We start from the raw sequence: 25,745 nt of genomic DNA on the forward strand, positions 1-25,745 counted from the left end.
GCAGTTGCCCCAATCAGGCGCCGCACCTGGCGCGCCGCTCAGCCCGGTAGCCGCACCTGCACCTGGTACGTGCGTCCGGCGACAATGCCGTGCACGCGCTGGTCCGGGCAGGCGGTGCCATCCACCTCAACGTCGACGTGCGTGCGCCCCGGTTCACGCGTCAGCGTCACCTCGAACTGCGCGCCGCGGAACTGGCGCGTCACCCGGGCCTGCGGCCAGTGCGAGGGCAGCTGCGGGCGGATCGCCAATGCATCGCCTTCGCCGACCAGGCCGAACAACCCTTCCAGCACGCAGCGATACACCCAGGCCACCGTGCCGGTGTTGAACAGCTGGCTGGAACGCCCGGCCGTGCGCGGGTACTGGTGCCAGGCGCCGCGATAGTAGTTGGGCAGCGAGACCGGCAGGTGGCCGCGCTGCAGCACGTCCTCGCGGCTGGGGCCGGGCAGCAGCGCGCGCAGGATCTCCCAGGCGCGGTCGGCTTCGCCGATCTGGTACAGGCTGTACAGGTAGAACGCCGCCGCGTGGTTGTAGACCGCGCCATTTTCCGCGGCGCCCGGCCACTTCTGCGTCAAGCGGCCAACGTCATCGCGCATGTGCGTGTAGGCCGGGGCGAGCATCACCGGCCCGTATGGCGTATGCAGCTGCTCGCGTACCGCCTCCAGCAAGGCCTCGCGCTGCGCGCTATCGGCGGTGCCGGCCAGCAGCGCAAAGCTCTGCGGATTGAGATAGATGCGTCCCTCCACATCCTCGGCGATGCCGAAGCGCACGCCATCGTCGGTGATGCCGCGCGCATACCAGTTGCCGTCCCACAGCTCGCGGTTGGCATCGGCGTTGATCGCCTGCACGTCCTGCGCAAACGTCTCCGCCTGCGCGCTTCGCCCATGCGCGGCGCAGATGCCCGACCACAGCCGCAGCGCGTACGCGGTGGCCACGGTGAGCCAGCCGGACACCCCCTTGCCGCGCCAGCCGACCATGTTCATCGGGTCGCACCAATCGCCCTGCGCGATGAAACTCAAGCCACGTGCATCGCGCGCATCCAGCAGCCACTGCATCGCCGCATCCAGTCGCTCGGCCACACTGAGCGCCTGTCCATCGTGCGTGCGGACCGCCGCATCGAGCACCCTGGCATCGCCGGTTTCGGCCAGATAGGCGCTCAGGAAGATCGGCAACCACACGCAGTGATCGGTATGCGGCACCTGGTTGATGTATTTGAGCTCGGCGCCTTCCACCAGCAGGATGCCGTCCGGCATCGCACCGCTGGGCTCCTGCTGCGAGAGCGCGTGCAACAACGCCGCGCGTGCGGTGGCCGGCTGCAGGTAGGCCATGCCCATGTGGTCCTGCAGATAGTTGCGCGTCTGCGGATCGGTGGTCAGGCGATTGACGTCGCCGTGATAGAACACCTGCCGCGGCAGCCAATGGTTGACCAGGTTGTCCAGGGCCGGATCGGGCGTGGCGATCTGCGCGCAACCCTGCCCGCCCTGCAGATACTGCGTGTAATCGCGCGCGGCGGCGGCAAAGCCGGCTTCGGACAGATAACGCGCACGCAGCGCGGCGATCTCCGCATCGTCCTTGGCCGGCCCGAACGCGAAGCGGTACACGTTTGCCGCATCAGCATCCAGCGTCAGCCGATACTGCAACGCGGCGGCCGGGTTCTCGTAGTGCGCATCGCTATTGCCCAGCTGCTCGGCCTGGATGGCCGAGGGTGCATGCAGGCCGCCCTCGCCTTCGAAGGCCATCTGCTGCGCGTCCCAGGCCACCGGCGGCTGCTCATGCAACAGGAAGGTGCAGTCCTTGAAATCGCGCTGACGGAAATAGTCGTCCACCTTCTGGTACGGCGCCACGCTACGGCAGACGATGCCGCCCAGCGCCGGCTCGTAAGCGCCGCCCTGATGCATCCACGACATGTAGCCGATCGGAAAGTAGGGGTACAGGCTGAGCCGGCGCGTACGCCCGGACTGGTTATGCACGCGGCATTCCCACAGCTCCACTGCATCGTCGGTGGGCAACGCCACGCACAGTTCCACCACGATGCCGTCGTGACGCACCCGCCAGCGCACATCGTGCTTGCCCGCGGAAAACGCGAACTGCTCCGGCGTTGCACGCACCGGTTCGTGCGGCACCGAATACAACGCACCGCTGTCTTCGTCCTTGAGATAGAAGAAGCGCCCGGGATGATGCGCGTAGTACGGCTGCTCGGGCATCATGAAGTTGCGCGCTTCCAGCAGTGGCGCATGCGCGTACTTGGCCGGCTCCGGCTGCATGAACTGCCCGGTGGCATAACCACGGCAGGTCAGCTGCAGCATCATGCGGCGGTTCCACAGGAATCCGCCCGCGTTCGGCATCGCGGTGGGGCTGTAGAGCGCATAGCGCGTGCCGTCGGCGCTGGGCGCTAGCAACGCGGAAAGATCGTCGTCGGACGTGGTGCCGGAATCGGCGTGGGAGAGTGCAGACACGGTCAGCGGTGCTCCGGTTCGTTGCGCTTGCGCGCGGCCAGTTCGTGTTGGATGCGGCGCAACAGGCCATCATCGAGCGAATAGAAACGCATGGTCCAGGCTGCCAGCAGCGCCACCGTGCCCGGGATCACCGTCAGCAGCAGCACGATGCCGGTCAACGACCCCGCCGACTGCGCGCTGTTGGCCACATAGCCCATGCCTGCCAGCACCCACGCGATGCCGGCCGAGGCCAGCGCGCCACCGAGCTTTTGCGAGAAGGTCGCGGCGGCGAAGGTCATCGCGGTGGCGCGCCGGCCGGTGCGCCATTCGGTGTAGTCGGCGCTGTCGGCATACATCGAAAATGCCAGCGGCGACTTCGGCCCCAATGCCAGCCCGATCAACATGTTCAACGCGAAGATCGCCCACACCGCATCGGCAGGAATGAAAAACATCAGGCAACTCAACACGCCCACCACCGCCATCAGCGCAGTCATCAACTGGCGCTTGTCCCAATGCCGTGTCAGCAATGGCGTGATCGCCGCGCCCACTGCCAGCGACACCGAATAGCCACCCAGAAACAGCCCGGTCAGGTCCGGCCGCTGCACGTAGTACTTGAGGTAATACACGCCCGCACCACCGCGCATGACAATGGTGATCATGATGATCAGCGACAGTACGAACAGCACGCACCACGGCTTGTTCTGCAGCAGGTCGGCGATATCCCGGCGGATCGGCGTGCGCTGTTGCGGCGGTGGCTGCACGCGCTCGCGCGTGGTCAGCGCCACGGTCACGAACAACGCCACCGCCACCGCGCCGTACAGCATCATCGTGCGCTGCCAGCCCAGTGCATCGTTGCCGGCACCGAACCAGGCCACCAGATCCAGCGTGCAGTAATTCACCAACGTGGTGCCGGCGAACGCGGCGATGAAGCGCAGGCTGATCAAGCTGGTGCGCTGGCTGCTGTCGGCGGTAATCACGCCGGACAATGCCGAGTACGGAATGCTCACCACCGTGTAGGCCAGCATCATCACCAGGAAGCTGATCGTGGCCCACCACATGCGTCCGTTCTGATCCAGCGCAGGCGTGGTGTAGGCGAGCACGCCGGTCACCGCCATCGGCACGGCGCCCCACAACAGATACGGGCGGAATTTACCCCAACGGCTGCGCGTGCGATCGGCCAGTGCACCCATCGCCGGATCGGCGATCGCATCGGCGATCTTGGTCAACAGGATCATCGTGCCCACCGCCGCTGCCGGCAGATGCATGGTGTCGGTGTAGAAGATCAACAGGAAAGCGGAGATGTTGGCCCAGTACAGATTCAGGCCCAGATCGCCGGCACCGTAGCCCAGCTTTTCGCGCCAGCGCAGGCGCGCCGATGCAGGAGACGTTGCAGGCGATGACGTCATCGGCAGACCTTGGAGTGCGTTGAACCCGGCCGAGCGCGCCGTTACGCTGGGCGGCCCGCTCACCTGGCGAGGAGCGCCGACGCTACACCACGCATCGACTGCCGCCAACGTGAAATCCGGCAAAATGCCGAATCGATCCGGAGATATAACCTGACGTGATGGACACCGCCGCCCCCGCTACACCCGCGTCCGCTTCGCCCCTGGCCATCGTGGTGATGGGTGTTTCCGGCAGCGGCAAGACCACCATCGCGCAGGCCCTGGCAGCGCATTACGGCTACCGTTTTCTGGATGCCGACGACTACCACAGCGTGGCCGCACGCGCGCAGATGGCCGCCGGCCAGCCACTCACCGATGCGATGCGTCTGCCGTGGGTGGAGTTGCTGGCGGCCACCTTGCGCGACTGCGTACAGGCCGGCGAGTCGGTGGTGCTCGCGTTCTCGGGCTTGCGCGGCACGCACCGTCAATTGCTGCGCCGCAGCGGCATTCCGATCCGCTTCGTGTTCCTGCACGCGGCCCCGCACGTGATCGCCGCACGCCTGAGCGCACGCGCCGGCCACTTCATGCCGGCCAGCCTGCTCGATAGCCAGTTGCAGACCCTGGAATTGCCGTTGGACGAAGCCGACGTGGTATCGGTGGATGTGGACGCCACGGTGGCGGAGGTGGTGCAGGATGCGATCGCGCAGTTGGCGCTGATCGCTCCCGCTGCAGTGCACACTTCCGTGCCCTCGCCGCAAAGCGCATAACGCGCCGAATAACGCAGCTACCTGGCTGTTTCCTTCTCCCATCGGGAGAAGGTGCCCCGAAGGGGCGGATGAGGGGACGCGCGAAGCCTCGTGCATTTTGACGACACAGAAGCTTCGCCCCGTACCCTCTCACCCCAACCCCGCTCCGCGACGCGGCCCGCGTTTGCGACGCGGGCGCTCCAAGGCACGCGTGCCAGTGGCGCGCAAACCGTGCCATCTCGCCCCGCGGGAAGAAGGGCTTTTCAGCACAGTGGCCAGCCTCACAAGGTGGCGCAAAATTTCCTGGTTACTTTTTGCAGACCATTGATTTGCGTGCAAATACGCATGCATCGCGGCCAATCATTTTTTCTATCGCAGCGGCCGCCGATAGTGATGAATCATCAGCATTTGTGCGAATAGCGAACACGTTGAACGCAATTTTTTCAAGCTGGTGGCACCAGATGCGAGCGGACCCGACCGTTGAATGAATGCGGGAAGGTGCGTGTGTTGCACGGTCGCCACAATCGGCCATCTTCACTCGGCAGATCCGGGGGGATCCAGCGCTTCCTTCCATCTATGGACATGCCGTGATGACAAATTCAATTCGCCGCTTGCGATTTCGCAGTTTGACGCTCATTCCCTGCCTGCTTGCCAGCGCAGTGGCTTTCGCCCAGGCCGGCTCCGCAACCGCACAACAGTCGGTGTCGTCGCTGGATACCCAGGCTTTTGCACGCTCCGGCCAGATCTGGCGCAGCTTCGGCAATCAGCTGCCGTTCGCCAGCCCCACCAGCTGGACCACCGCCGGCGGCGGCTACTTGAACCAGCGCTTCGCGCCGGGCGAGTGGAAGATCAACCGCACCACCGTCAAAGGCCTCAAGCCGGCCTGGACCCTGACCACCACCGGCGACATCTCGGCCACGCCGAGCGTGGAAGGTGGAACGTTGTATGTGCCCGACTGGGGCGGCACGCTGTATAGCGTCGACACCCAGACCGGCAAACCGAACTGGCAGGCCAAGTTGTCCGACTACACCGGCAATGCCAACTCGGTGACGCGCAACACGCCGGCCATCAGTGCCAACAGCATCATCGTCGGCGACCAGGCCGCCGGCACCGTGCTGGCGATCGACAAGAAGACCGGCAAGCTACTGTGGAAAACCACCGCCGAAGCCAACCCGCAGGCGCGCATCACCTCCTCGCCGGTGATCTACGGCAACCGCGTGTACGTGCCCGTGTCCTCCGGCGACTGGGGCAACCTGGACCCGACCCACACCTTCAGTTTCCGCGGCAGCGTGGTGGCGCTGGATCTGAACACCGGCAAGAAAGTGTGGCAGTTCTACAACGTGCCCGAGGGCTATACCGGTGCATCGGTGTGGGGCCAGGTAGCGATCGATCCGATCAACCGCCGCCTGTATTTCGGCACCGGCAACAACTACAACATTCCCGCCAGCGTGGGTAACTGCGTGTCCAACGCACGCTCCTACCGCGGCAGCGAACTCACCGTGCAGGATGAACTGGCGTGCATGGCGCCGGACAACTACGTCGACTCGGTGATCTCGCTGAATCTGGACACCGGCAAGCTGGTCTGGGCCGACCGTGCACAAGGCTACGACGCCTGGAACCTGTCGTGCATCGTGGCGCCCACCAATGGCCTGTGCCCGAACACCCAGGCAACCAACCTGACCGGGCCTGATTACGACTTCGGCGGCGCCGGCGTGCAGCTGTTCACCGTGTGGCGCGATGGCAAGGCCCAGCAGCTGGTCGGCGCAGGGCAGAAGAGCGGCATCTACTGGGCCTTCGACGCCAAGACCGGTGCCAAGGTCTGGTCGACCCAGGTCGGCCCCGGCGGCACCACTGGCGGCGTCGAGTGGGGCACTGCGTTCGATCCGTACAAGTCGCAGGTCTATGTGGCCATCAACAACAGCTCCAACGCCACCTATACGCTGGGTCCTGCGAACACGCAGAGCCACAACGGCGGCTCGTGGGCAGCGCTGGATGCCGCCACCGGCAGGATCAAGTGGCAGGTCAAGGTGCCCGGCATCAACCGCGTGAATCCGAACGTGCCGGCCGGTGGCCAGGGCTCGCTGACGGTGTCGCCGAACCTGCTCTACGCCGGTTCGATGGCCGGCAATATGGTCGCCCTCGACGCCGACACCGGCGCCACGCTGTGGAACCACGATGCCACCGGATCGGTGATCAGTTCGCCGGCCATCGTGGACGGTGCGCTGTACTGGGGCGCCGGCTACGGCCGCTTCAACTTCGGCACTGCCGCAACGGCCAACCAGCTGACCAAGTTCGTGCCGGAGGCCAGCCCGGCCAAGTAAGCGTCAACCCATGTGATCTGCGTCGAGCGACGCGCAATCACGGCGTAACGACGGCGCCACCTTCGGGTGGCGTCGTTGTGTGTCACGCCGCTACAGCCGCGTGACCTGGCACAGGCGGATCTGCCCCGCTTCCAGCCCGTGCGCCTCTGCCGCACGGCGGCGCAACGCAGTGACCAGCCCGGCGGCATCCAGCACGCCATCGGCAGGCACGTCCACGCTGTGGGCCAGTTGCCCCCACAGCACCGGCCGACCGTCGCAATAACCCTCGTAGTCGGCGAAGTAATGCAGCTGGCGCAGCTCAGGTACCGACGTGGACATCGCCCTGGATCTCCGTGCAGCCCAGATGTTCAAGCGCGATTTCCAGCCCGAGCAGATAGCTCTGCGCGCAGTAACCGCGCACCGTCGCAATGCGTTGCCCGAACCCCTCCGGCAGGCAACGCTCCGGACGGTCCACGCTATCGTCGTGAGCCTCCACGAACGGATACGGCAACGCGCTGAGCACACGGTGCAGGCGCGCACTGTCCACGCAGCTACCCGGATCGATCAGCGCGATTTCCATCCGCGCCTGCCCGGCCACACGCAAGGCGTCCAGCAGCTCCTGCTCCGACCCGCAGGCACGCAAGGCCACCGTCTTGCCCGCGTCGCCGGCGCATTGCACGAGCTGCCGAATGACGGCCCGCGGCAACGGCTGCGGACCACGCACCAGCGGCATCGCCGCCTCCGGCCCACGCACGATCATGATCGACATGGTGGCTTCCTCAGGCAGCGGCGCGCAAGGGCGCGCACAGCGACGGCAGACAACGCGCGGCAATGCCCAGCGACATCGCATAGGCGCGCGGCGCATCGTGCGGCGTAATCACCACCGCCAACGGCGCGTGCTGCGGATGCAGCCATGGCTCCAGCTCCTGATCGGCATCGGTATGCAGTTCGATGTACGGCGTGGGTAGCGCATCCAATGCTGCGCGCAAGGCTTTCGCATGCACCTGCGCACGCTCGGAGGCCGACAAATCGCCCGAATCCAGCAACACCAGCTCCACCTCGGCATCGCCACCGGCGGCCTGCAAGCCGGCGATCAAGCCACCGACATCGGCACACGCCAGCGTGCGCAACGCACGTCCCGCACACTCGGGCAGCTGCATCGGCGCCACCTGCGCCGGATCGGCCTGCGGACCTTGCAAAATCAGGATACACATCGTGTTCGACTCAACGCACCACAGTGCGGGAGTGCCAAGGTAGGCCTGCCGGGCATAAAGGGGCTATTTGCGGATTAGTGGTCGGGCATAAAGAATGCGTAGTAATTTCCACGCGCAGTACCAAACACAACTGGAACCTGTTCTCACACTGTGGCAACCTAGACGTGGGGCGTATAGGTTCGAATTGGGGGACCAGGGGCGATAAGAAAAAATTATTCCGGTCACCGGATCTGTAAGTACAGGACCGGCAGCGCATTGAACAACGCAGCTTGAATTAATTCACTCACCTTACTTCGGTATTTTTATGATCCGTAGACTAGTTTTTCTAACTTTGATGTTGGCAAGCTCCCAATGCTTCGCGGCCTACTCACTCGGGGGACAGAAGATAAAGAACATAGCCACTGGATGGGGAGGAGAGGCCATATATATAGTCACTGAAGGCCCGCTGCCTGCGGGAACAGGCTGCGGCGGTGGAAATCGTTTCATGATTACACCCAACGCATTGATGTACAAAGAGATTCTTTCTATGGCACTAACATCTCTGCAAAGCAAGAATACGGTAGAAATTTACGTGGACGGTTGCAACGGAACTTCAATGCAAATTAAGGCATTCACTGTAGCTGAATGAGTGAAGACTTAAACACCAGGTGCGGACTTCCATAAATAGTGCCAGCTTGAATTTAGAGGTCTGCGGAGATATGGATCACGGAACTCGGCGGGCGTTAGCCCGCCCAAGCTGTCGTGCGGGATCTGTTGGTTGTAGTCGGCCAGCTAATGCCAGGGCTGATCGCGGACTTCGCTCATGGTGCGGGAACAATGTGCATTTCTAGTACGCCGCGTCGGTAGCTGTCGTTGGAACGTTCGATGAAGCAGTTCTGCATCGAACACCTCGGCCCGATGAAATTCAATGCAATGCTTTTGCGCTCAGCCCACTCGACCAAGTCAGCGCGAAAAACTAAGGTCTTTCGTCCAGACGAAGCCTGTTCAGATTACCGGGCCAGGCCGCGATGCGTTCCGATGTTCGGATGACGCGTGCAGCCGGCAGATTCAAGTCCACTTCGATCGCCAAGGCTTCCCGACTGAAATCGTCGATGACACTGAACTTGCGGAACCGTCGACCGTCCCATAGCGCATCGGACATGAAATCGATCGACCATCCAGCCTTGGGTCGATCACCACATGCCAGCGGCTGTGATTGGCGCATCAGTATCCGGCGCTTGCTGCGACGACAATGATTGAGCTTCATCAGGCAGTGCACATGCCAAACACTCCGGTTGTTCCACACATGTCCGCGACAACGGATGGTCTGAAACAGCTCTCCAAAACCACGCCCAGGAAGGCGCTCGGCCAACTCGGACAACAGCGCAATGACTTCCTGGTCGCGATCGGGACGACGCCGATAGGGCGCTGTTGAGTGAAGTACGCCAACGACCGAACAGGCCCGGCGCTCGCTCCAGCCATTCTGCTCGACGAGCCAGGAACGAAGCTGGAGCTTGTGCGCCGGGTCTACAGCTTTTTTGCGATCAGATCCTTCAAAGTGTGGTTCTCCATCGCCAACTCGGCGTACATCCGCTTGGGTTTGGCATGCTCGGCTTCAACATCACGCAGCCGCTGCACGTCGGAGGCTTCCATACCGCCGTACTTGGACTTTCAGACGTAGTACGTCGCATTAGAAATGCCTAGCTCACGACATACATTCTTGACCTGCCTTCCAGCCTCAACCTGCTTCAACGTTGTAACAATCTGGCTCTCGGTGAATTTGCTCTTACGCTTTGTTGGTCTCCTTAGCAGCTAGTGAGACCTGAGACTTCTAATTATGGATGGATCAATTTCTACGGGAAGTTGACGATCGTCTTGGCTGAAGCAGTTTATAAAGATAAAGTAAAACTGCGTGAAATCGACATCCGGAGTCAAGATGAATTAACGCCGACGACCTCTTTTATAATCAACGAGCAGTGCCACTATAAATATCACTTGAAAGTAAGCAAAAAAAGTAAATGCCTTTTTTATTGGTGAATTAAAATCATAAAACACAAGAAACCCATAAATAATAAATGCTAATAAAAAATAACTAAGCTGGTACCCTAGAAAGAGTTTTAGGAATTTTTTTTTATTTTTCATCGCTTATTTTTCTCATCCCACTTTTTCTGTCCGGCATTTGCCACACCACCAGCAGCAGCTTGACCAGCTTGCGAAGCCGCAGCTTGGGAAGCGGATTGCGTAGCGACAGGAATCCCCGTTGAAGAAGTCGTACTTGCGATATTTGGAAGCCCTGCGGCGGTAGAACTCCACATTTTTTGTATTGCTGCTTTCCCACTCGCTTCAGCAAAATCGCCCAGAGCCACACCTACGCCACTTCCCGCTAAACCTCCCAGTGCACTCCCGACTGCGGAGCTAGTAGCTTCATTAACTGAAATTTCCTTTCCTTCCGCCAAGTTCTGAGCAGCAGAACTAGTGGCACCCGTACCAATATTTACAGCTGTTTGAATAGCTACAGCTTGCCCAACACTTACCGTGCTCCTAGCGACAGCTGTCACTAAAAACCCACCTACACCGCCCGAAACTGCCCCAGCTGCTGCTGATATGGCCGCCTCAACATAATTTACAGGCTTATCAGGATTGAGTATTTTTTGCACCGCAATATTAGTCCCGGCTCCGACTACAGCACCAAAGAGAACTGGACATACTGGACACCTTCCATCTACATCATTGAATTTGTAAGGATTGTTAAAAGCATAAGTGTACCGATTAAATAACCGCGCATCGCCATCATAAGCGGCCACAGGGTCTACACTGATGAACAATCCAACATGGGGATCATAGTAGCGCTGTTGCATATATGTTAGCCCAGTAGTTCCATCCATCACATGTCCGGTGTAACCAACCCCATCTATGTCCCCTCCAATATTTGCCCCATAAGGCTCATACTCTCTCCGCTCAATGACATTGCGATTTGCGTCAGTCACAACTGAAACCGAGCCAAGTCCGTCGGTGTGAATGTAGCGCACAGCCTGAGCATTAGCGAATGGAAAGATTATAAAATAAAGAGAAATATAGTGAAGAAATCGAAAAAATGCAGAGCTATTCACGTGTAAAACCTCTTCTGTGGCATCGAGATAAAAATTTTTATTATCAATCGAACAACCGCTATTGAAATCTAGTTAGCTTGGGATAGCAGCGCTTATACAATAAGCAGAGCTTAAGCTGTTTACATTCGCTTAAGATAGACCTTAGCAATATCGCAGCCAGCAGCCTGATAATCCATGTTTCCCGTAATTAATAACGTCGCCGTTAAAGTCTCCATCAATGCCTTGCCGCCGGGCTTGGTCTTATCGAAATACATAGTGGTGAGCTTATGCATTCCTATGAAAGAGACCCAAACCAAACGAAATGGGCAGTTTTTAACTCGTAGGCGCCAAGTTGCGTCACCTCCGCATCCCGCACCCGTTCGTTTGCTGAGACTTGGATGGGGAGCGTGAAGAAAATTAGAGCAAACAAACAAATTTTTATAAAAATTCACTTCGCCGCCCATTAATTTGTTTAGCTAAATTTATTTTACGAAAAATTTAAATTCTGTAACACGGCACATTTTATATGTAAATTATCATGTTCGGTAACATTTCAATTGAGCAGGAGTTGATAGAGTAGTGGAACAATGTCAACAGCTGACCGTTTAAAATGCGTTAATTCAGACAATGCCTTACATACTCCATCTTGTGTGCAGGCGAATACACGATACGAATATGTGCCGGAAGGCCTAGATAGTGAGGTCCAATTCGTTTGGTCGCCTTCGTAAACAGAAGTCCATGTCAGTCCATCGACGCTTTCCTCAACAAGATAGCGTGCGGATCCTGAAGCGGGGGACCAAGTTAGATAATCTTTTGTCGCCATAGCTTGGCCAAACGGCCACTCCACTTCCGCCACTCCGCTGCCGCCAAGCATTACGTACTCGGTGATCTTGGAACGGCGCTGGTTTTTTTGAAATCGCAAGACTCCAGATTGGTCGTACATCGAGGTCACCGCGCCGGCAGTCTGGGTTGCCTGGGTACGCCTGCCATTGCCGTCGTACCGATAGCTCTCTTTACCTGTTGCAGCACGTAAGCGATTACCAAAGTCGAACGCGTACGTTTGTCCGTTCTTGTTGATAAGATTGCCTTGCATATCATATGCAAGACCTACGACCGTGCTGCCACCGCATCCATTTGTCTTGATGTTGGTCAAATGCCAATACGGATCATAGCAGTAGTAATGGTCACGACCTGGCGCAACTACGCGCGTGAGGTTATCTAATACATCATACGAGTAGGCAGCTGTGCCGAACATTGGTGACACTGCGGACGTCAAACGATCCAATCCGTCGTAAGACATGTTTCGATTTCCACGCTGATTACGTCCACTTGAGCCATCGGTAATCGCAGCTACGTTTCCATTGGCATCATAGTCATATCCATCACTAAGAACAGCATTTCCACCATATGCATCTTGACTCGTGTCGGGCAACTGACGTTCATTTTGCGTCATGCTGTGCACGATTCCATTTCCATAAGTGAATTGTCGGATGGCTCCGTTTGGATAATAGCCAACACCTGTTGCGTAGCTTCCTGCCTGTGTTGCTTGGCCTAATGCGTTCGGCGCATAGTCGACCGTCATGCCCGTTGGGTATCGATGCATCGCTAGGTGGCCGTTGGCATCGTAGAACAAGCCAACTGCTCGGGTTTCTCCATCGGCTTGTCCTTGACTCTCTCCCACAAGCAAACGACGCTTGTTATATGCATAACTGTTGTAGGTTGCCACGCCGCTGTTTATCGTTGTGATCTGCTTGACCAAGCCATCCGGCCAGTACGTCCAGCGTTGATTTCCGTTTCCATCGGGGAAAATTAACGTGGCCAGACGATTGCGCGCGTCATAGGTGCGGTCCACTCGACGCGCTGCGATCGTTCCGTTGGTTCCGGCTTGGTCACAAGCAATATCAGAAGGCAGACCGGCTGCTGACCATTTCATGTTTCCGGCAGAGTCGTATCCCATCAGGGTAGCGCCTGTTTCCGGCTCTACTGATCGGCAAAGCTCCTGACTTGCGTTGTAAGCATACGTCCGAACAAGAGATCGGCTTCCATCGCTGCTACGCCGTGCAATTGAGGTCGGTTTTCCAAATAAGTCACGTGTAATGTCGGTATTGGCTCCCTCTGGATGCTGAATCCATACAGGCTTATCGTAGCCAGGTTCATCGAAGACCTGATATCCAGTGAGCGTTCTATTCCCGCGTGGATCTGTAACTCGCGTTTGGTTGCTCGGAAGATATTCAGTGGTCGTACTAAGCAGGCCTATTTCTGAATCCTTTGATACAGCCACAGCGCGGCCTAGGCCATCATAGCTGGTCCAAGTTCCCTTACTTAAGGTGCTATTAGTACCCGGATAGGATGCGAAATTTTGTCGCCCGTTTGCATCATATGCAAATCGCTGATAACTCTGAGTTTCCGACTCATTGCCCGCATCATATTTCCGGGTAACCAATGGGCGCCACATCCCATCGTAATAAGTAATTTCACGTGCGTTGCCGGTTGCGACCGTCTGACGCCAGTGGCCAGCTGCGAGATCATACTCTGCCGCACCGATTTGTTCGAATTTTTGGGTGCTCGTATTCCAGTTGGTGCTGTCAGAAGATGGATAACTGACACTATTCATCCTACCCATTCCATCATAACCATACGACGTTGTATAACCGCTCTCATCCGTCGTCGAAGCAATCCAACCCTTATCATCGACCACCGCAGAAATGCCGCTATTATCGCCGTATCTTATAGATTGAGGAATGCCACGCTTCCACGACGAAAAGCTTACTACATTTTCATTCCCATCTTTAACGAAAGCCACCATTCCATCGCCGTAGTAGCCAATTGCCTGCTGTAGCTTTCCGAAAGAATACATTAAACTCGGTTGACTATTAGCATTATAGACAACCTGGCGCTCGACCAGTCCAGTGTCATTATTTATGGCACTGGACAGCTGGCCAAGCACCCACTTTTCGTTGTTGTCATAATACGTAGTAGTGTCTGTTCGCCTGAACCATGCACTAGATCGCGTCACGCTCATCGGGCGTGAAAAGGAATCAAAGCTATTTACAACACGACTAAATTCGGAATTATCTTGATTTATTTTTGTCGCAGCAATGGGAGTCCATCTCTCAGAAACCGTCCAATTGGAGCGAGGAGTAAAATCTCGCCCTACAGAACGCCAGGGGTACGGGCTACTGTTTTCTACTAATGGAGCGATAGCGTAACTGTGTTCAATCACACTAAGCAGAGCATTAGACCCGTAAGCCCGCACCTCCTTACGAAGCAATAAATTCTCAGACCCGTCGGCCCGATTGCTGAATATAGTGCGCTGAAGCGTTCCATCTGGATCGGTGACATCAGTCCAGACAGTGGATGCACATCCGTTAGTGCATTCCGAGCTCCAACTTGAATTGCCGGGCGAATACGCATATCGCCAGACGGCTTGCGGCATACCTGGTCCGCTTACTGTTTTTGTGCTTAACGCGTATTCCCAGTTGTCTTTCGGATAGTAAGCGTAGAGTGCACCTCCGCCTGGCGACCAGCATGATCTCGTTGCATAGGAGCGTCCTATGTGAAGCTTCCGCATTGCGAAATATGCTGTTGCACCCGCGGGTGAGGTGATGGAGCCTACTGACTCGCTGCCAGTAAGGCCATCGTCTTTTAAGGAATTATTACAATTTCCGGTGTTCTGGACCGGCAAATTCAAATTAAATAATCCATCTAACGAGAATCTCCAAGCTGAGCCGTCGGGTAAAATGACCGCTGCTAAGGCAGCGTTGGAGCCGTATTGATACTGCCAAGCCTGGTTTACTGAGGAAGATGCTATTGATATCGAGGTGAGATTAACGCCATCATTTGTGAAAACTACACGGCGCCCATCACTTGCGTCAATGGAGCTAATAATTCCGTTCGAGTAGCTATAGTTAACCCAGTTACCGAAGCGATCTTCCGCACGGGTAACAAGCATGCTTGCATAGTTCCGGGGTAAATACCCTGCTCCAGAATCGCCAACACCGGGAGCAGTCTTGTAGGTTAGATAGTCAAGCCAATACCGGGTTCCATCTGGTGCAATTGCCTGAAAAGCTTCTCCTGGCTGTCCATTCGATGTTGAGGGTAAACATGTGATCAGCCAATTGTTCTTTGTACGGGCAACATGCGATGGTTGCACCCCTTCCTGCTTATGCGCCAGCACATTCTCTTCGTCACCTGCATCATTTACTAGCTGGTAGCCTGCCCACCAAGTATCTGGCTCTATGGGATCAGCCTTTACGGGAAATATTTCACCAGGACTGCTCATCTGAGTGCAGCGCGCATTGCTACCCATCCCTACTTGCCAACCTTTAGGGCTGTTATTGGATACGCCAAATGTCTTAGCGCTGGTCAGCGTTTTAAGCCGGGGAAGTGCAAGCTCCCACTCCCCCATTCTGTTGCCGGATGTTTCGGCGATTCTACCGACCCTTGACGTTACTCGAAAAGTACGTACAAGCCGGATTGTTGGACCTGTCCCTGGCAATTCCGCGTCGACGTGCCGAAACGACAGGGATCCATCACGGAGACTGACTTGGTCACCGAAGGAGGAAAGCGGCGCGACCGAGCGTGCTTTTGTGAGATAGCGGCCGTATTCTTGATCGGGTGTAGCATTTTGAGCAAAAACCCAAAATGGGAAGCTCAGAAGTGAGTAAAGAATGGTAGCTTTGACTGCGTGATCGGGCTGATGTCTAAAATGCATCCTTACTCTCTCTTGGTTTTCATGCGAATTAATTTAAGATTTGCTTTTCTTTAAATACTTACGCAGTTGCGCTTATTTATAATTAATGACTTGACTGCCCAAGCATTGCCACATACTCATGTAGAATTCGAAAAAATTAAACGTTAAAATAATTAAAAATGCTCACCCTTCGAGATATAAAAATTTACCAATGCAACTTTTGTCGTCATCTCCTATGATGAACGTTACTTTTTTTCCGGTTGTCAGTGCCGTCACTAGAGTGGCGTATATAGCTTTGTTGTTATCGACGCTTGAATTTTCCCAATATACTGGCTTACCGGCCGGGCATGCAGCATTGCCAACACTTAAAACAAAAGGGATTTTCGTTGGCATATAAGACGCTTCAATGGATGTGACTTGGCCCGAAATGTATTGAAACGCGTCCGCTTTACCGGACACAGCTGTCAGCCAAAACAGAGCCCAAAGGTGCAAATTTTTTTTCATTTTTTCCACCCCTCAAAGTTTAATAAATTAATTCAAGACACCCAACGCCCTTCGCACAAATATTTAAAATTCAGATCATTAAGCGGCAAAATTCCTTGAGGCCCAAAAGTACCTTCTATTTACTCAACCGTATCGCCATTATTTTAGTGCGCCCACCAAATCCACAGTCGCCTTTTTCTACAATCAGCTGCACATCAAGATCACGCGTATACGCTGTCAGAGTCATGGCAAGCAGCTCTTGGTATGCCGCATGGTTGCGATCAATAACGAAGTCGTTTGGACCAGCTGTGCAACCTGTGATCGATGCAGTGGAATGATGTAGAGCGATGCCCTCGCCATACCAGCCATTCTCTACGTAAGTGATTTTTCCGGGGCCGGTGCCCTCGGCGGCCATGGTCGCACCAGACAATGACGCCATCAGCGCCAGCAAGTACTGCAAGCACGACCTTTTACTGAGATGCACCTTAGCTTCCCTTGCTATCAGCTATAAAACGATATCAATGGCCACAAATAGCGCCACGCATGTGCGCAGGCTAGTTAGTAGTTACGTTCCCCTGGTACCTCTGCACGACAAGCAGAGCTAGCCACCCCGGCAGAATGAACAGCCAAGTCAGCTTTGTCAATATGTGATGAACAGCAAGCGGCGGGCTACTTCTCCCGCCGCCAGTTCACCGAGCCCTTGGTCTCCACCGTGCTGGATTCGGCTTCGATGTCGAAGCCGCGGCTGAGCAAGTATTTCAGCGTCAGGACCGAGCCGCTGCCGACCATCGAAACGCCGTAGCCGACGTAGAGTTTCGGCGAGAGATACTTGCCGAAGCCCACTACCGAGCCGACGGTGCTGGATTCGCTCACCCCGGCTTCGTCCAGGCCGAGCTTGGCGCCGATCTGCGAGGCGATCAGGCTGCTGCCGGCCGACAAGGCGGCCGAGGCCGCGCTGACCTGCTGGGTTTCGTCGCTGCTGGCGGTGGACAGGCCGCGGCCGAGCACCAGGTACGACAGCGCTTCGGATTGCGACATCGCCGGCTCGGACCACACATCGGCACGCGGCGATTCGGCACGGCCGCTGACGTCGATGCCGGCGGTGACATCGCCGACCTTGCGCTCGGCGCGCAGGCTTACGCGTGGGTCGGAGACGATGTTGTTGTTCCAGGTCAGCTGGCCGCGGCTGATGGTCAGGTCCTGGCCATAGGCCTTGTAGCGGCCGCGCACGTCCAGCCCGCCGTTGGCAGTCATCTCGCGACCCGGGCGCGCGCGGATCTGCATCTGCCCGCTCAGCCCGCCCTTCAGGCCGAAGCCGCTCATGTTGACCTTGTCACCAAGCACGATGGCCAGGTCCATATCCAGCGGCGAAGCGGGCACTTCTTCCGGATCCACCGGGTCCAGCACCACCACGTCCTCGGATACCGAGGTGCCGCGATCCAGGCGTTCCAGGTCGATGTCGGCTTCGGGCACGGTGACCTTGCCACGCAGTTGCATGGTGTTGTCGGTGATGCCGAACTGCATGTCCGGGTTGGCGATGATGCGCAACTCGCTGGTGTTGTAGGCCAGCACGTTTTCGCCGCGGATATTCAGCAGCAACGGCGTGCTGGTGCCAAACCACGACAGCCCGCCATCGATGTTGAGCGTGCCCTGCCCCGACTTGGCGGAAGCGGTGATCTTGGCCGAGCCATCCGGCAATGCGTCGAAGCGGCCCTTGCCCTCGCTCAGGGTCAAACCCATCGACGGATATTCGGCAGTGAAATTGCTCAAGGTTGCATCGCCGCCCAGCAGCGGCTTGTCGCGGGTGCCGCGCAGGCTCACATGGCCTTCGACCAGGCCCTTGGGCTGCACCACATCGGCCACCACCAGCTCGAGCCAATACAGCCGCGACATATTGAGATACAGCTCGCCGTTGAGCGGCGCGTACGCATCCCAGCCGGTGTTGAACTTGGCATCGACAAAGCCGGCGCCCTGGAAGCCGATACCCAGCTTGGCCTGGATCTGCTGCGGGGTGAAATCGGCCTGCACGCTGAACTGGTCGTAGCGCAGCAACTCGCCGCGATTGGGATTGCCGGCCACCGCGGCGTAGCGGGTTTCGCCCAGGCGAATGCCGCCTTCGGGCGAGGCGATGCGGAACGAGCCTTCCCAGGCATTGCCGCGCGGCTTGAAGCTGCCATCAAGCGCGAGCTCGCCACGCAGATAGATCTGCCGCCCCTCCTGCTTGGGCAGCCACGGTTGCACCAGCGACAGCGGCAGCGCATCGCCATGCACCACCATGCCGTCGCGCGGCCAGTTGGCGCTGGCGCACAGCGCGCCGCCGGTGGCCGCGCCCAGGCAGGTGTCTGACAGGGTAAACGCGGCGCCATCGGTGCTGAACTGCGCCGGCTGGCGCAACGCCCAGGCATCGCCCTTGGCCGGTGCGATCCGCAGCGTGGCGACCTGGCCCTGCCAACGCTCGCCATTGCGACGGACATCGCCCTGCAGCGCGACGTTGGCCATGCTGTTGGCGATATCCGCATCCAGGCGCAGCGCTTCCACCGCACCGCGTGCCTGCACGCGCACGCTGTCCAGCACCACGCCGGCTTCGATCGCCGTGCCCTGCAAGGCCAGCTGCCCGTCGCTGCCGCGCCACGGCAGACGCCCGCGCAAGCTGATGCTCTGCGCGCTGTAGTCGTTCCAGCGCAAGCCGTTGCCGACCAGGTCGGCAGTGATGTCGGGCGCGTCGCGACGGCCGCTGACCTGCAGCTGCCCGCGCATCGTGCCGGTGGCGCCGGGCAAGACATCGTCCAGCTGCAGCGGCTGCAGTTGCGCGGCGATATCCAGCTGGTCGCCGACCTTGCCCTTGGCAGTGATGCGGCTATTGCCCAGCGACAGCTGCAATTGGCCCTCGCCCTGTTCACCACGCAAGGCGAACTTGCCGTTGGCCGACAGCGCGCGTTGACGTAGCTGGCCGGTCAGGCTAGGGATATCGGCCGTGGCCTCGAAGCCCGGCGACACGCCACCGGCCGGTGCCGGCAACTGGCGGCCCTTGGAGGCGACCTTGCCGGACAGATTGCCGTTCCAGCCCGGCGCGAAGTAGCCCGGATCGAACTTGGCCAGTTGGGCAGTGACATCCCACTGCAGCTCCGGGGTCCAGCCCACCTCGCCGGTGAGATCCAGCGAGCCGCCCGGGGTCTTGGCCTGCACCTGCTTGAGCTGCGCACGTTGATCGTTGCCGCGGCTGTCGAACACCAGCGCGGCCTGCTGCCCGTCGCGCTCCAGCGTGGCGCGGCCGATCGCCGCCCACGCCTTCAGGTTACCGGCCACGCCCAGTCGCGCATCGACCAATTCCACCGGCACCACCGGCGCATCGGGGGTGGCGGGGTCCGGCGTCGGAGTGAAGCGCAGGCCGCTGGCGTTGACCGCAAAACGGAAACTCGGGTTCTGCGTGTCGCGGAAATCGGCAGTCCCGCGCAACTGCGCGCGGCCTTCGAAGGCATCGATCACCAATGGCTCGACGGTGATGACCTGGTCCAGCAGGCTGATGTGCGAAGGCTGCAAGGTGGCGCTCAGCTCGCCCTGCTTGACGCTGCCTTGCAGGTCGGCATTGCCGCCCTTGCCGGAGGCCTGCAGGTTCAGTGCGATCGGTGTGGCCGGGGCGGCGTACTCCCCATTGGTGGCCGGCATCAGCAGCGAGGTATCCAGCGCGTCGGTAACGGCCTTGAAGGCCCAGGTGGGGTCATCGCGCCCGGTAAACACCAGGCTGGCCTGCAGCGGTGCCGGCGCACGGCCGGCGATGGCCACTTCCATCTTGTCCAGATCGCCGCGTGCAACCAGCCCCAGGCTGGCCGGGGTGCGCCCACGCGCGGCCGGCAGCACCGCGGTGGCGGTCAGGTCGGCGCGGTAATCGTCGTTGGGCACATAGTCGCCGTGCAGGCGGAAGTTGCCCATGTCGGTATCGACCACCAGATTGCGCGTGCGCAGTTCGCCGGTGGCCACTTCCAGCCCGCCCTGCACCTTATGCAGGACGATCATCGGCTGCTGCAGCTGGGTGATGCGCAGGTTCTCCACGTCAATCTTGTCGGCCTGGATCGCCAGCGGCACGTTGATCTGCGGCAGCGATTCGGGCCAGCTCGGCAGCGTGAACGGCTCCTCGCTCTTGCCCAGATTCAGGCTGGCATTGCTGACCTGCACTGCATCCAGTTGCAGCTTGCGCCCGAGCAGCGGGCGCAGGTCCGGCTCCAGGTACACACGTTCGGCGGTGAAGTGGATGTCCTGATAACGGAAATCGACATCGCGCAGGGTCAGCGGGCCGGCCACCGGGCCTTCGACCTTGCCGTAGGTAAAGGTGGCACCGACCGGCAGGCGCGCGGTCACCTGCGCCAGCAACACATCGCGCCCGGCCACGGTCTGCAGCAGCCAGTACACCGCGATCAGCGCCAGCAACACCAAGCCCAGCACGGTCAGCCCCGAGCCCACCCAGAAGCGGCGGCGGCGGTAGAAACGCGCGCGGCGCGGTGCGGGGGGTGGCGTAGGGGTCGGCGTGCTCACAGGTTGGCCCCGATATCGATATAGAGCTGGAACTGCGAGTCGGGGTCGTTCAGGCCGTGCGCGATGTCCACGCGCACCGGGCCCACCGGCGAGCGCCAGCGCAGGCCGAAGCCGATACCGGTGTGCCAGTCGGGCGTGTCGTCGAAGGCACTGCCACTATCGACGAACACCGCGCCGCCCCAGGGGCCGCCCTTGAGGTAATGCTCGTATTCGGCACTGGCAGTGACTACGTTCTTGGCACCGAGCGCGAATTCGTCCGGCTTGGGCGTGCGCGGGCCCACTTCGCGGAAGGCATAGCCGCGGATGCTGTTGGCGCCGCCGGCAAAGAAGCGCAGGCTCGGCGGCATCGCCACCAGGTCGCTGGTCCAGGTGGTGCCGCCTTCGCCGCGCAGGATCATCCGGCCGTTGTCGCCGGCCCCCAGGAACCAGCGCAGCTGGCCGTAGAGCTGGCCGAAATTGGTATCCGAGCCGGCGCCTTCTGCACCGCCGCGGATGAATGCCTGCCCGGACACGCCACTGCGCGGGAACAGGCGGTCGTCGACATTGACGTAATTGACCTGCAACTGCGGATAGATCAGCGTGGAGGTCTCGTAGACCGCATCGGTGAAATCGCTGCCGCTGCTGAACCGCCAGCGCTCGCGCAAGGCGTTGATCGAGGCGATCGCACTCCAACGCTCGTTGATCTGGCCGCTGCGGCTGCCGGTGAGTTTGACGTTGCGCAGGTCGATGTATTCGGTCTGCTCGTCGTAGAGCCGCGCCGACGCGGTGTACCAGCCATCCAGCCAGCGGAACGCCGGCACGCGGTAGCTGGTGGTCAGGCTCTTGCGGTTCTGCGCGTAATCCAGCTGCGTGTCCATCTTGTGGCCGCGCGAATTGACGTAGCGGCGCTCCACGCCGCCACGCACACCGGCACCGCTCTCGCTGCCGTAGCTCAAGCCGGAGGTGTAGACGGTGCGCTTGGCGCGGGTGAGCTTTACATCCACCGGCACCCGGCCCTGGTCGTCGGCTTCTTCGGGCTTGGGCTGGATGTCGATGGTGCTGAAGTAATCCAGCTTGGTCAGCGACTCGCGCAGGCGATCCAGCTTGCCTTCGTGGTAGTAGCTGCCCTCGTCCCAATACACCAGCGGCTCGAACAGGCCAGGACGGAAATAGTCGTAGTCAAAGCGCACCTTGCCCATGTCGTAGCGGCGGCCGCTATCCCAGTTCAGATCGATATCGGCGGCGTGCTCGGCGCGCGTCACCGCGACGCGGCGTTGGGTGAAGTCGGCATCGAAGTAACCGCGCTCGGCCAGCCGGCGGGTGATGCGCACCTTGCTCGCTTCGTACTGCGGATGGCTGAAGACCTGGCCTTCGCGTGGTTCGAACTGCTTGAGATCCTGGCCCAGGTAACGGTCCTGCTCGGCCCAGCCGGTGATGGAGATATGCGACTGCCGCACGCGTACCGGTTCGCCGCGCTCAACGGTGATCACCACCGTCACCTTGTCGCCGGTGCGCGGCGCGGCCAGCTCGATGGTCGGCGAGTAATAGCCGAACGGTTCCAGCGCCTCGCGCGTCTGCCGTTCGGCCTGCGCCAGCAGATATTCCAGTCGCGACTCGCCCTGCTCCTTGCCAACGGCCTCATACAGAGACAGGGAGACCTCGATGTTCTCGATCATCTCGGCGTCGGCGTCGTCGTCCAAGCCCTTGATTTCGATCTTGTCGATGGTCGCCCGGGCAACCGCTTGCAGCGGAACGAACAGGGTGCACAGCAGGGAGAGAGCAAACGCGGCTTTAAGCATCGGCAAAGGATACCCAGCCTGGGCGTGAAGGGACAAAAAAACTGAAGAAACACGCCTATACGGCATCGGATAGAACTCGGTACAGTCGGCACGTTGTTAACGTTTCGTTGACACCCATTGCGTGCGGCCCCCCGATTGCCGCGCGCCCGTTCATACCTTTGGAGAGAGAGGTGCGTTTCATGAAACGTCATTTGCTGGTCACCGCCGTGTGCACCGCCCTGACCATGCCATCGCTTGCGATGGCACAGGATTCAGGTGAAGTGACTCAACTGGACAAGGTCACGGTGACAGGGTCGTTGATTCCCCGGTCCCAGGTCGAAACCGCGACCCCGGTGTTTTCGATCACCGCCCAGGACATCCAGCGCCGCGGCTTCAAGGACGTCTACGACGTGCTGCGCTCGCAACCGATGGCCACCGGCTCGGTCCAGGACGGTCAGTTCAGTGGCGGCTTCACTGCCGGCGCCAAATCGCTAAGCCTGCTCGGCCTGGACCCCGGCTTCACCCTGGTGCTGATCGACGGCCGGCCGATGGCCGATTACCCACTGCTCTACAACGGCCAGAGCAATTTCGTCGACCTGGCCAGCGTGCCGGTGGGCATGGTCGAACGCATCGACGTGGCGCCGGGCAACCAGTCCTCGATCTACGGCTCCAGCGCCATTGCCGGCGTGGTCAACATCATCCTGAAGAAACGCATGGACGGCGTGCAGATGAATTACCGCATGGGCACTTACGACGGGGGTGGCGGCAACAACCAGCGCTTCCAGCTCACCGGTGGCAACGAAATCGGTGGCGCCAACATCGTGTGGGGCCTGCAGCTCAACAATCAGGATCCGATCTACGGCTACCAGCGCCGCGATTTCGATTCCACCAGCGACAATCCTGACCCGACCCTGCGTTACGGCTCACGCATTGCCTTGCATAACCTGCCCACCACCTATCTCGATCCGGGCGCCGAAAATTGCGCTGCATTGGGACCGCTGTTCAATGGCTCGGTGCAGTACGACAACCGCGCCAACCGCGGCAACTTCTGCAGCAGTCGCACCGAGCCGGGCTACGCCAGCATCCTCAACAAGGAACGCAGCGCCAGCGGCTATGCCAACCTGAGCTATGCCTTCAACGACAACGTCGAGCTGTACTCGACCCTGCTGCTCAATCGCACCAAGGTCGAGGTCAATAGTGGTCCCCGCTTCTGGCAGACCTCGTCCGATACCGGTGGTTTTTTCTACAATCAGGACAGCCAGCAGCTCGAAAGCTATCAACGCATCTTTGCGCCGGAGGAAACCGGCAATCAAAACTTCAACAACGACCGCCAGACTGCCGACTCCTACAACATCGCGCTTGGCCTGAAAGGCGGCCTGGGTGCCAGCAACTGGACCTACGATGCCTACTACGCACGCTCGGAATATCGCATCGAAAGCCGTCAGCAGTGGCCACTGGCCGACCGCATCGAAGATTTCTTCCGCGAACAGTTCCTTGGCGCTCCGCAGGGCGAGTACTACGGCTACCCGATCTATTCACCCAACGATGCCAACTTCTATCGCGCCTTGACGCCGGCGCAGTACCGCAGCTTCAACGACGAAATCCGCACCAAGTCCCGGACCTGGACCCAGAACGTCAACCTGCAGCTGACCAACACCGAGTTGTTCAACCTGCCGGCCGGTGCGGTCGGCGTCGCCGGTGTGGTGCAGGCCGGTAATCAGTACTGGACCAACCCGACCGACCAACGCGTGATCGCTGGCGACTTCTACCAGCTGACCGGCACCCAGGGCAGCGGCAAGCGCGAGAACTGGGCGGCGGCCTTCGAAATGCGGGTGCCGATCCTGAGCACCTTGACCGCCAATCTGTCGGGCCGCTACGACGACTACAAGAACCAGGGCGGCGGCGGCGATTCCAAGTTCACCTACAAAGCCGCGCTGGAATTCCGTCCGATCGATTCGCTGTTGTTCCGCGGCAATTACGCCACCGCGTTCAAGGCACCGGACATGGCGTTTTCCTTCGCTGGCGACAGCGGCTTCTTCCAGGGCGTCAACGATTACTACCGTTGCGCACTCGAAGAACCCAACGTGCCGATCGCCGACTGCACCTATGGCGGCACCAGCATCCAGGGCCGTCGGTCCGGCAATGCGGATCTGAAGTCGATCACCGCAAAGTCCTGGGGTGCCGGCGTGGTGTGGTCGCCGAGCACAAGCTTCAGCGTCAACGCCGATTACTACAACATCAAGATCGATGACAAGGTCAGCGACCTGAGCACCGATGCCCTGCTGCAGAACGAATCGGCCTGCCGGCTCGGCGCCCTGGATATCAACTCGCCCACCTGCGTGGACGCGCTGTCGCGCATCGATCGCACGGCCGCCGATGCGCCGGTACCCAATCGCCTGAGCAACATCCGCATCAACCCGGTCAATATTTCCAACGAGGAAATCTCCGGCGTGCTGACCAAGGCGACCTACAACCTGGCTACCGACTCCTGGGGCCTGTTCGTGTTCGACGCGCAATACAACCTCACGCTCAAGCATGAAAGTCAGCAGTTCCCGCAAGACCCGGTGCGCGACCTGCTGAGCGAGCCGTTCTTCTCCTCCGAGTTCCGCAGCATCACCAATGCCTCGATCACCTGGCAGAAGGATGCGTGGACCACCACCTTGTTCGGCCAGCGTTACGGACGTACGCCCAACTTCACCGCACAGCAAAGCACCGATGGCTATGCGGTGGAAGGCGCACGCAAGGTCGGTGCCTGGACCACGCTCAATGCCACGCTGGACTATGCGGTCAACGACGACATCTCGCTGACCGCCACGGTCAACAACCTGGCCGACACCCGGCCGCCGCGCGATCGCACCTACAGCAGCTATCCGTACTACAACATCTTCAACTACACCGGTTACGGACGTTCCTACATGCTGGAGCTCAACTGGCGTTTCGGCGCGCACTGAGTCAGCCAGGGCGGTATTTGCCAACGGCAGCCATGGGGCTGCCGTTGGCGTTTTGAGACAAGCGTTTTTGGATCGAGCGCTTGGGGATCGCCGCTGCTGCGAGTGGGCGAACTTGGAGTGGCCAGACACGACGCGGCTGGCGACACGCAGGCACTTTGTTTGCTGCCACACTGCATGCGTCGCGGCGGC

15 protein-coding genes and 1 pseudogene are annotated in these 25,745 nt (G+C 59.5%); 3 read left to right on the forward strand and 13 right to left on the reverse strand.

The genetic code is table 11. The features are described 5' to 3' along the window. Positions 1 to 38: 38 nt before the first annotated feature. Positions 39 to 2,453 (reverse strand): GH36-type glycosyl hydrolase domain-containing protein, encoded by a 2,415-nt coding sequence (locus tag ABQY64_RS19990; protein WP_374151322.1) that lies wholly within the window; start codon positions 2,451 to 2,453, stop codon positions 39 to 41. Between the two features lie 2 nt (positions 2,454 to 2,455). After that, entirely contained in the window at positions 2,456 to 3,838 is a 1,383-nt protein-coding gene (locus ABQY64_RS19995; protein ID WP_349780268.1) for an MFS transporter, read from the reverse strand. Positions 3,839 to 3,996: 158 nt separating this feature from the next. Between ABQY64_RS19995 and ABQY64_RS20000 the strand changes: the two genes are divergently transcribed. Further along, positions 3,997 to 4,581 (forward strand): gluconokinase, encoded by a 585-nt coding sequence (locus ABQY64_RS20000; protein WP_104571198.1) that lies wholly within the window; start codon positions 3,997 to 3,999, stop codon positions 4,579 to 4,581. A gap of 286 nt (positions 4,582 to 4,867) precedes the next feature. On the opposite strand, the gene ABQY64_RS20005 is transcribed toward ABQY64_RS20000, so the two are convergent. After that, the gene (locus ABQY64_RS20005) at positions 4,868 to 5,098 is read right to left on the reverse strand and encodes a hypothetical protein (protein ID WP_155413178.1); all 231 of its coding nucleotides are present in this window, start codon (positions 5,096 to 5,098) and stop codon (positions 4,868 to 4,870) included. Positions 5,099 to 5,150: 52 nt separating this feature from the next. Here ABQY64_RS20005 and ABQY64_RS20010 point away from each other — a divergent pair, with 52 nt between their 5' ends. Next, the gene (locus tag ABQY64_RS20010) at positions 5,151 to 6,881 is read left to right on the forward strand and encodes a PQQ-binding-like beta-propeller repeat protein (RefSeq protein WP_104575820.1); all 1,731 of its coding nucleotides are present in this window, start codon (positions 5,151 to 5,153) and stop codon (positions 6,879 to 6,881) included. A gap of 90 nt (positions 6,882 to 6,971) precedes the next feature. Here ABQY64_RS20010 and ABQY64_RS20015 read toward each other — a convergent pair whose 3' ends face one another. The 10 genes and pseudogenes from ABQY64_RS20015 to ABQY64_RS20060 form a co-directional block, all read right to left on the reverse strand. Continuing rightward, positions 6,972 to 7,199, reverse strand: coding sequence for a hypothetical protein (locus ABQY64_RS20015; protein ID WP_016903869.1), 228 nt, complete (start codon positions 7,197 to 7,199; stop codon positions 6,972 to 6,974). Beyond that, positions 7,180 to 7,629, reverse strand: coding sequence for a 3-dehydroquinate dehydratase (locus tag ABQY64_RS20020; RefSeq protein ID WP_046345097.1), 450 nt, complete (start codon positions 7,627 to 7,629; stop codon positions 7,180 to 7,182). Before ABQY64_RS20020 ends, ABQY64_RS20015 begins: the two co-directional genes overlap by 20 nt. 10 nt (positions 7,630 to 7,639) lie before the next feature. Then, positions 7,640 to 8,074 (reverse strand): hypothetical protein, encoded by a 435-nt coding sequence (locus ABQY64_RS20025; RefSeq protein ID WP_104595338.1) that lies wholly within the window; start codon positions 8,072 to 8,074, stop codon positions 7,640 to 7,642. 636 nt (positions 8,075 to 8,710) lie between these two features. Further along, positions 8,711 to 9,865: pseudogene (locus ABQY64_RS20030) on the reverse strand (IS3 family transposase). A gap of 326 nt (positions 9,866 to 10,191) precedes the next feature. Further along, positions 10,192 to 11,163 carry an RHS repeat-associated core domain-containing protein gene (locus ABQY64_RS20035; RefSeq protein ID WP_349780267.1) on the reverse strand — a complete coding sequence of 324 codons (972 nt, stop codon included), beginning with the start codon at positions 11,161 to 11,163 and terminating at the stop codon, positions 10,192 to 10,194. A 532-nt stretch (positions 11,164 to 11,695) separates the two neighbouring features. Continuing rightward, positions 11,696 to 15,856 (reverse strand): RHS repeat protein, encoded by a 4,161-nt coding sequence (locus ABQY64_RS20040; RefSeq protein ID WP_349780266.1) that lies wholly within the window; start codon positions 15,854 to 15,856, stop codon positions 11,696 to 11,698. A 162-nt stretch (positions 15,857 to 16,018) separates the two neighbouring features. Next, a complete protein-coding gene (locus ABQY64_RS20045; protein WP_349780265.1) occupies positions 16,019 to 16,339 on the reverse strand; it encodes a hypothetical protein in 321 nt (106 codons plus the stop codon). A gap of 115 nt (positions 16,340 to 16,454) precedes the next feature. Continuing rightward, a complete protein-coding gene (locus ABQY64_RS20050) occupies positions 16,455 to 16,778 on the reverse strand; it encodes a hypothetical protein (protein WP_349780264.1) in 324 nt (107 codons plus the stop codon). Positions 16,779 to 16,987: 209 nt separating this feature from the next. Then, the gene (locus tag ABQY64_RS20055; protein WP_349780263.1) at positions 16,988 to 20,848 is read right to left on the reverse strand and encodes a translocation/assembly module TamB domain-containing protein; all 3,861 of its coding nucleotides are present in this window, start codon (positions 20,846 to 20,848) and stop codon (positions 16,988 to 16,990) included. Beyond that, positions 20,845 to 22,626, reverse strand: coding sequence for an autotransporter assembly complex family protein (locus ABQY64_RS20060; RefSeq protein WP_349780262.1), 1,782 nt, complete (start codon positions 22,624 to 22,626; stop codon positions 20,845 to 20,847). The genes ABQY64_RS20055 and ABQY64_RS20060 overlap by 4 nt, the downstream gene beginning before the upstream one ends. A gap of 239 nt (positions 22,627 to 22,865) precedes the next feature. Here ABQY64_RS20060 and ABQY64_RS20065 point away from each other — a divergent pair, with 239 nt between their 5' ends. Beyond that, complete coding sequence (locus ABQY64_RS20065) at positions 22,866 to 25,556, forward strand: TonB-dependent receptor domain-containing protein (RefSeq protein WP_349780318.1); 2,691 nt, start codon at positions 22,866 to 22,868, stop codon at positions 25,554 to 25,556. Positions 25,557 to 25,745: the final 189 nt, after the last annotated feature.

The sequence above is a fragment of the Xanthomonas sp. WHRI 7065 genome (genome assembly GCF_040203115.2).
GTDB classification, from domain to species: domain Bacteria; phylum Pseudomonadota; class Gammaproteobacteria; order Xanthomonadales; family Xanthomonadaceae; genus Xanthomonas; species Xanthomonas arboricola.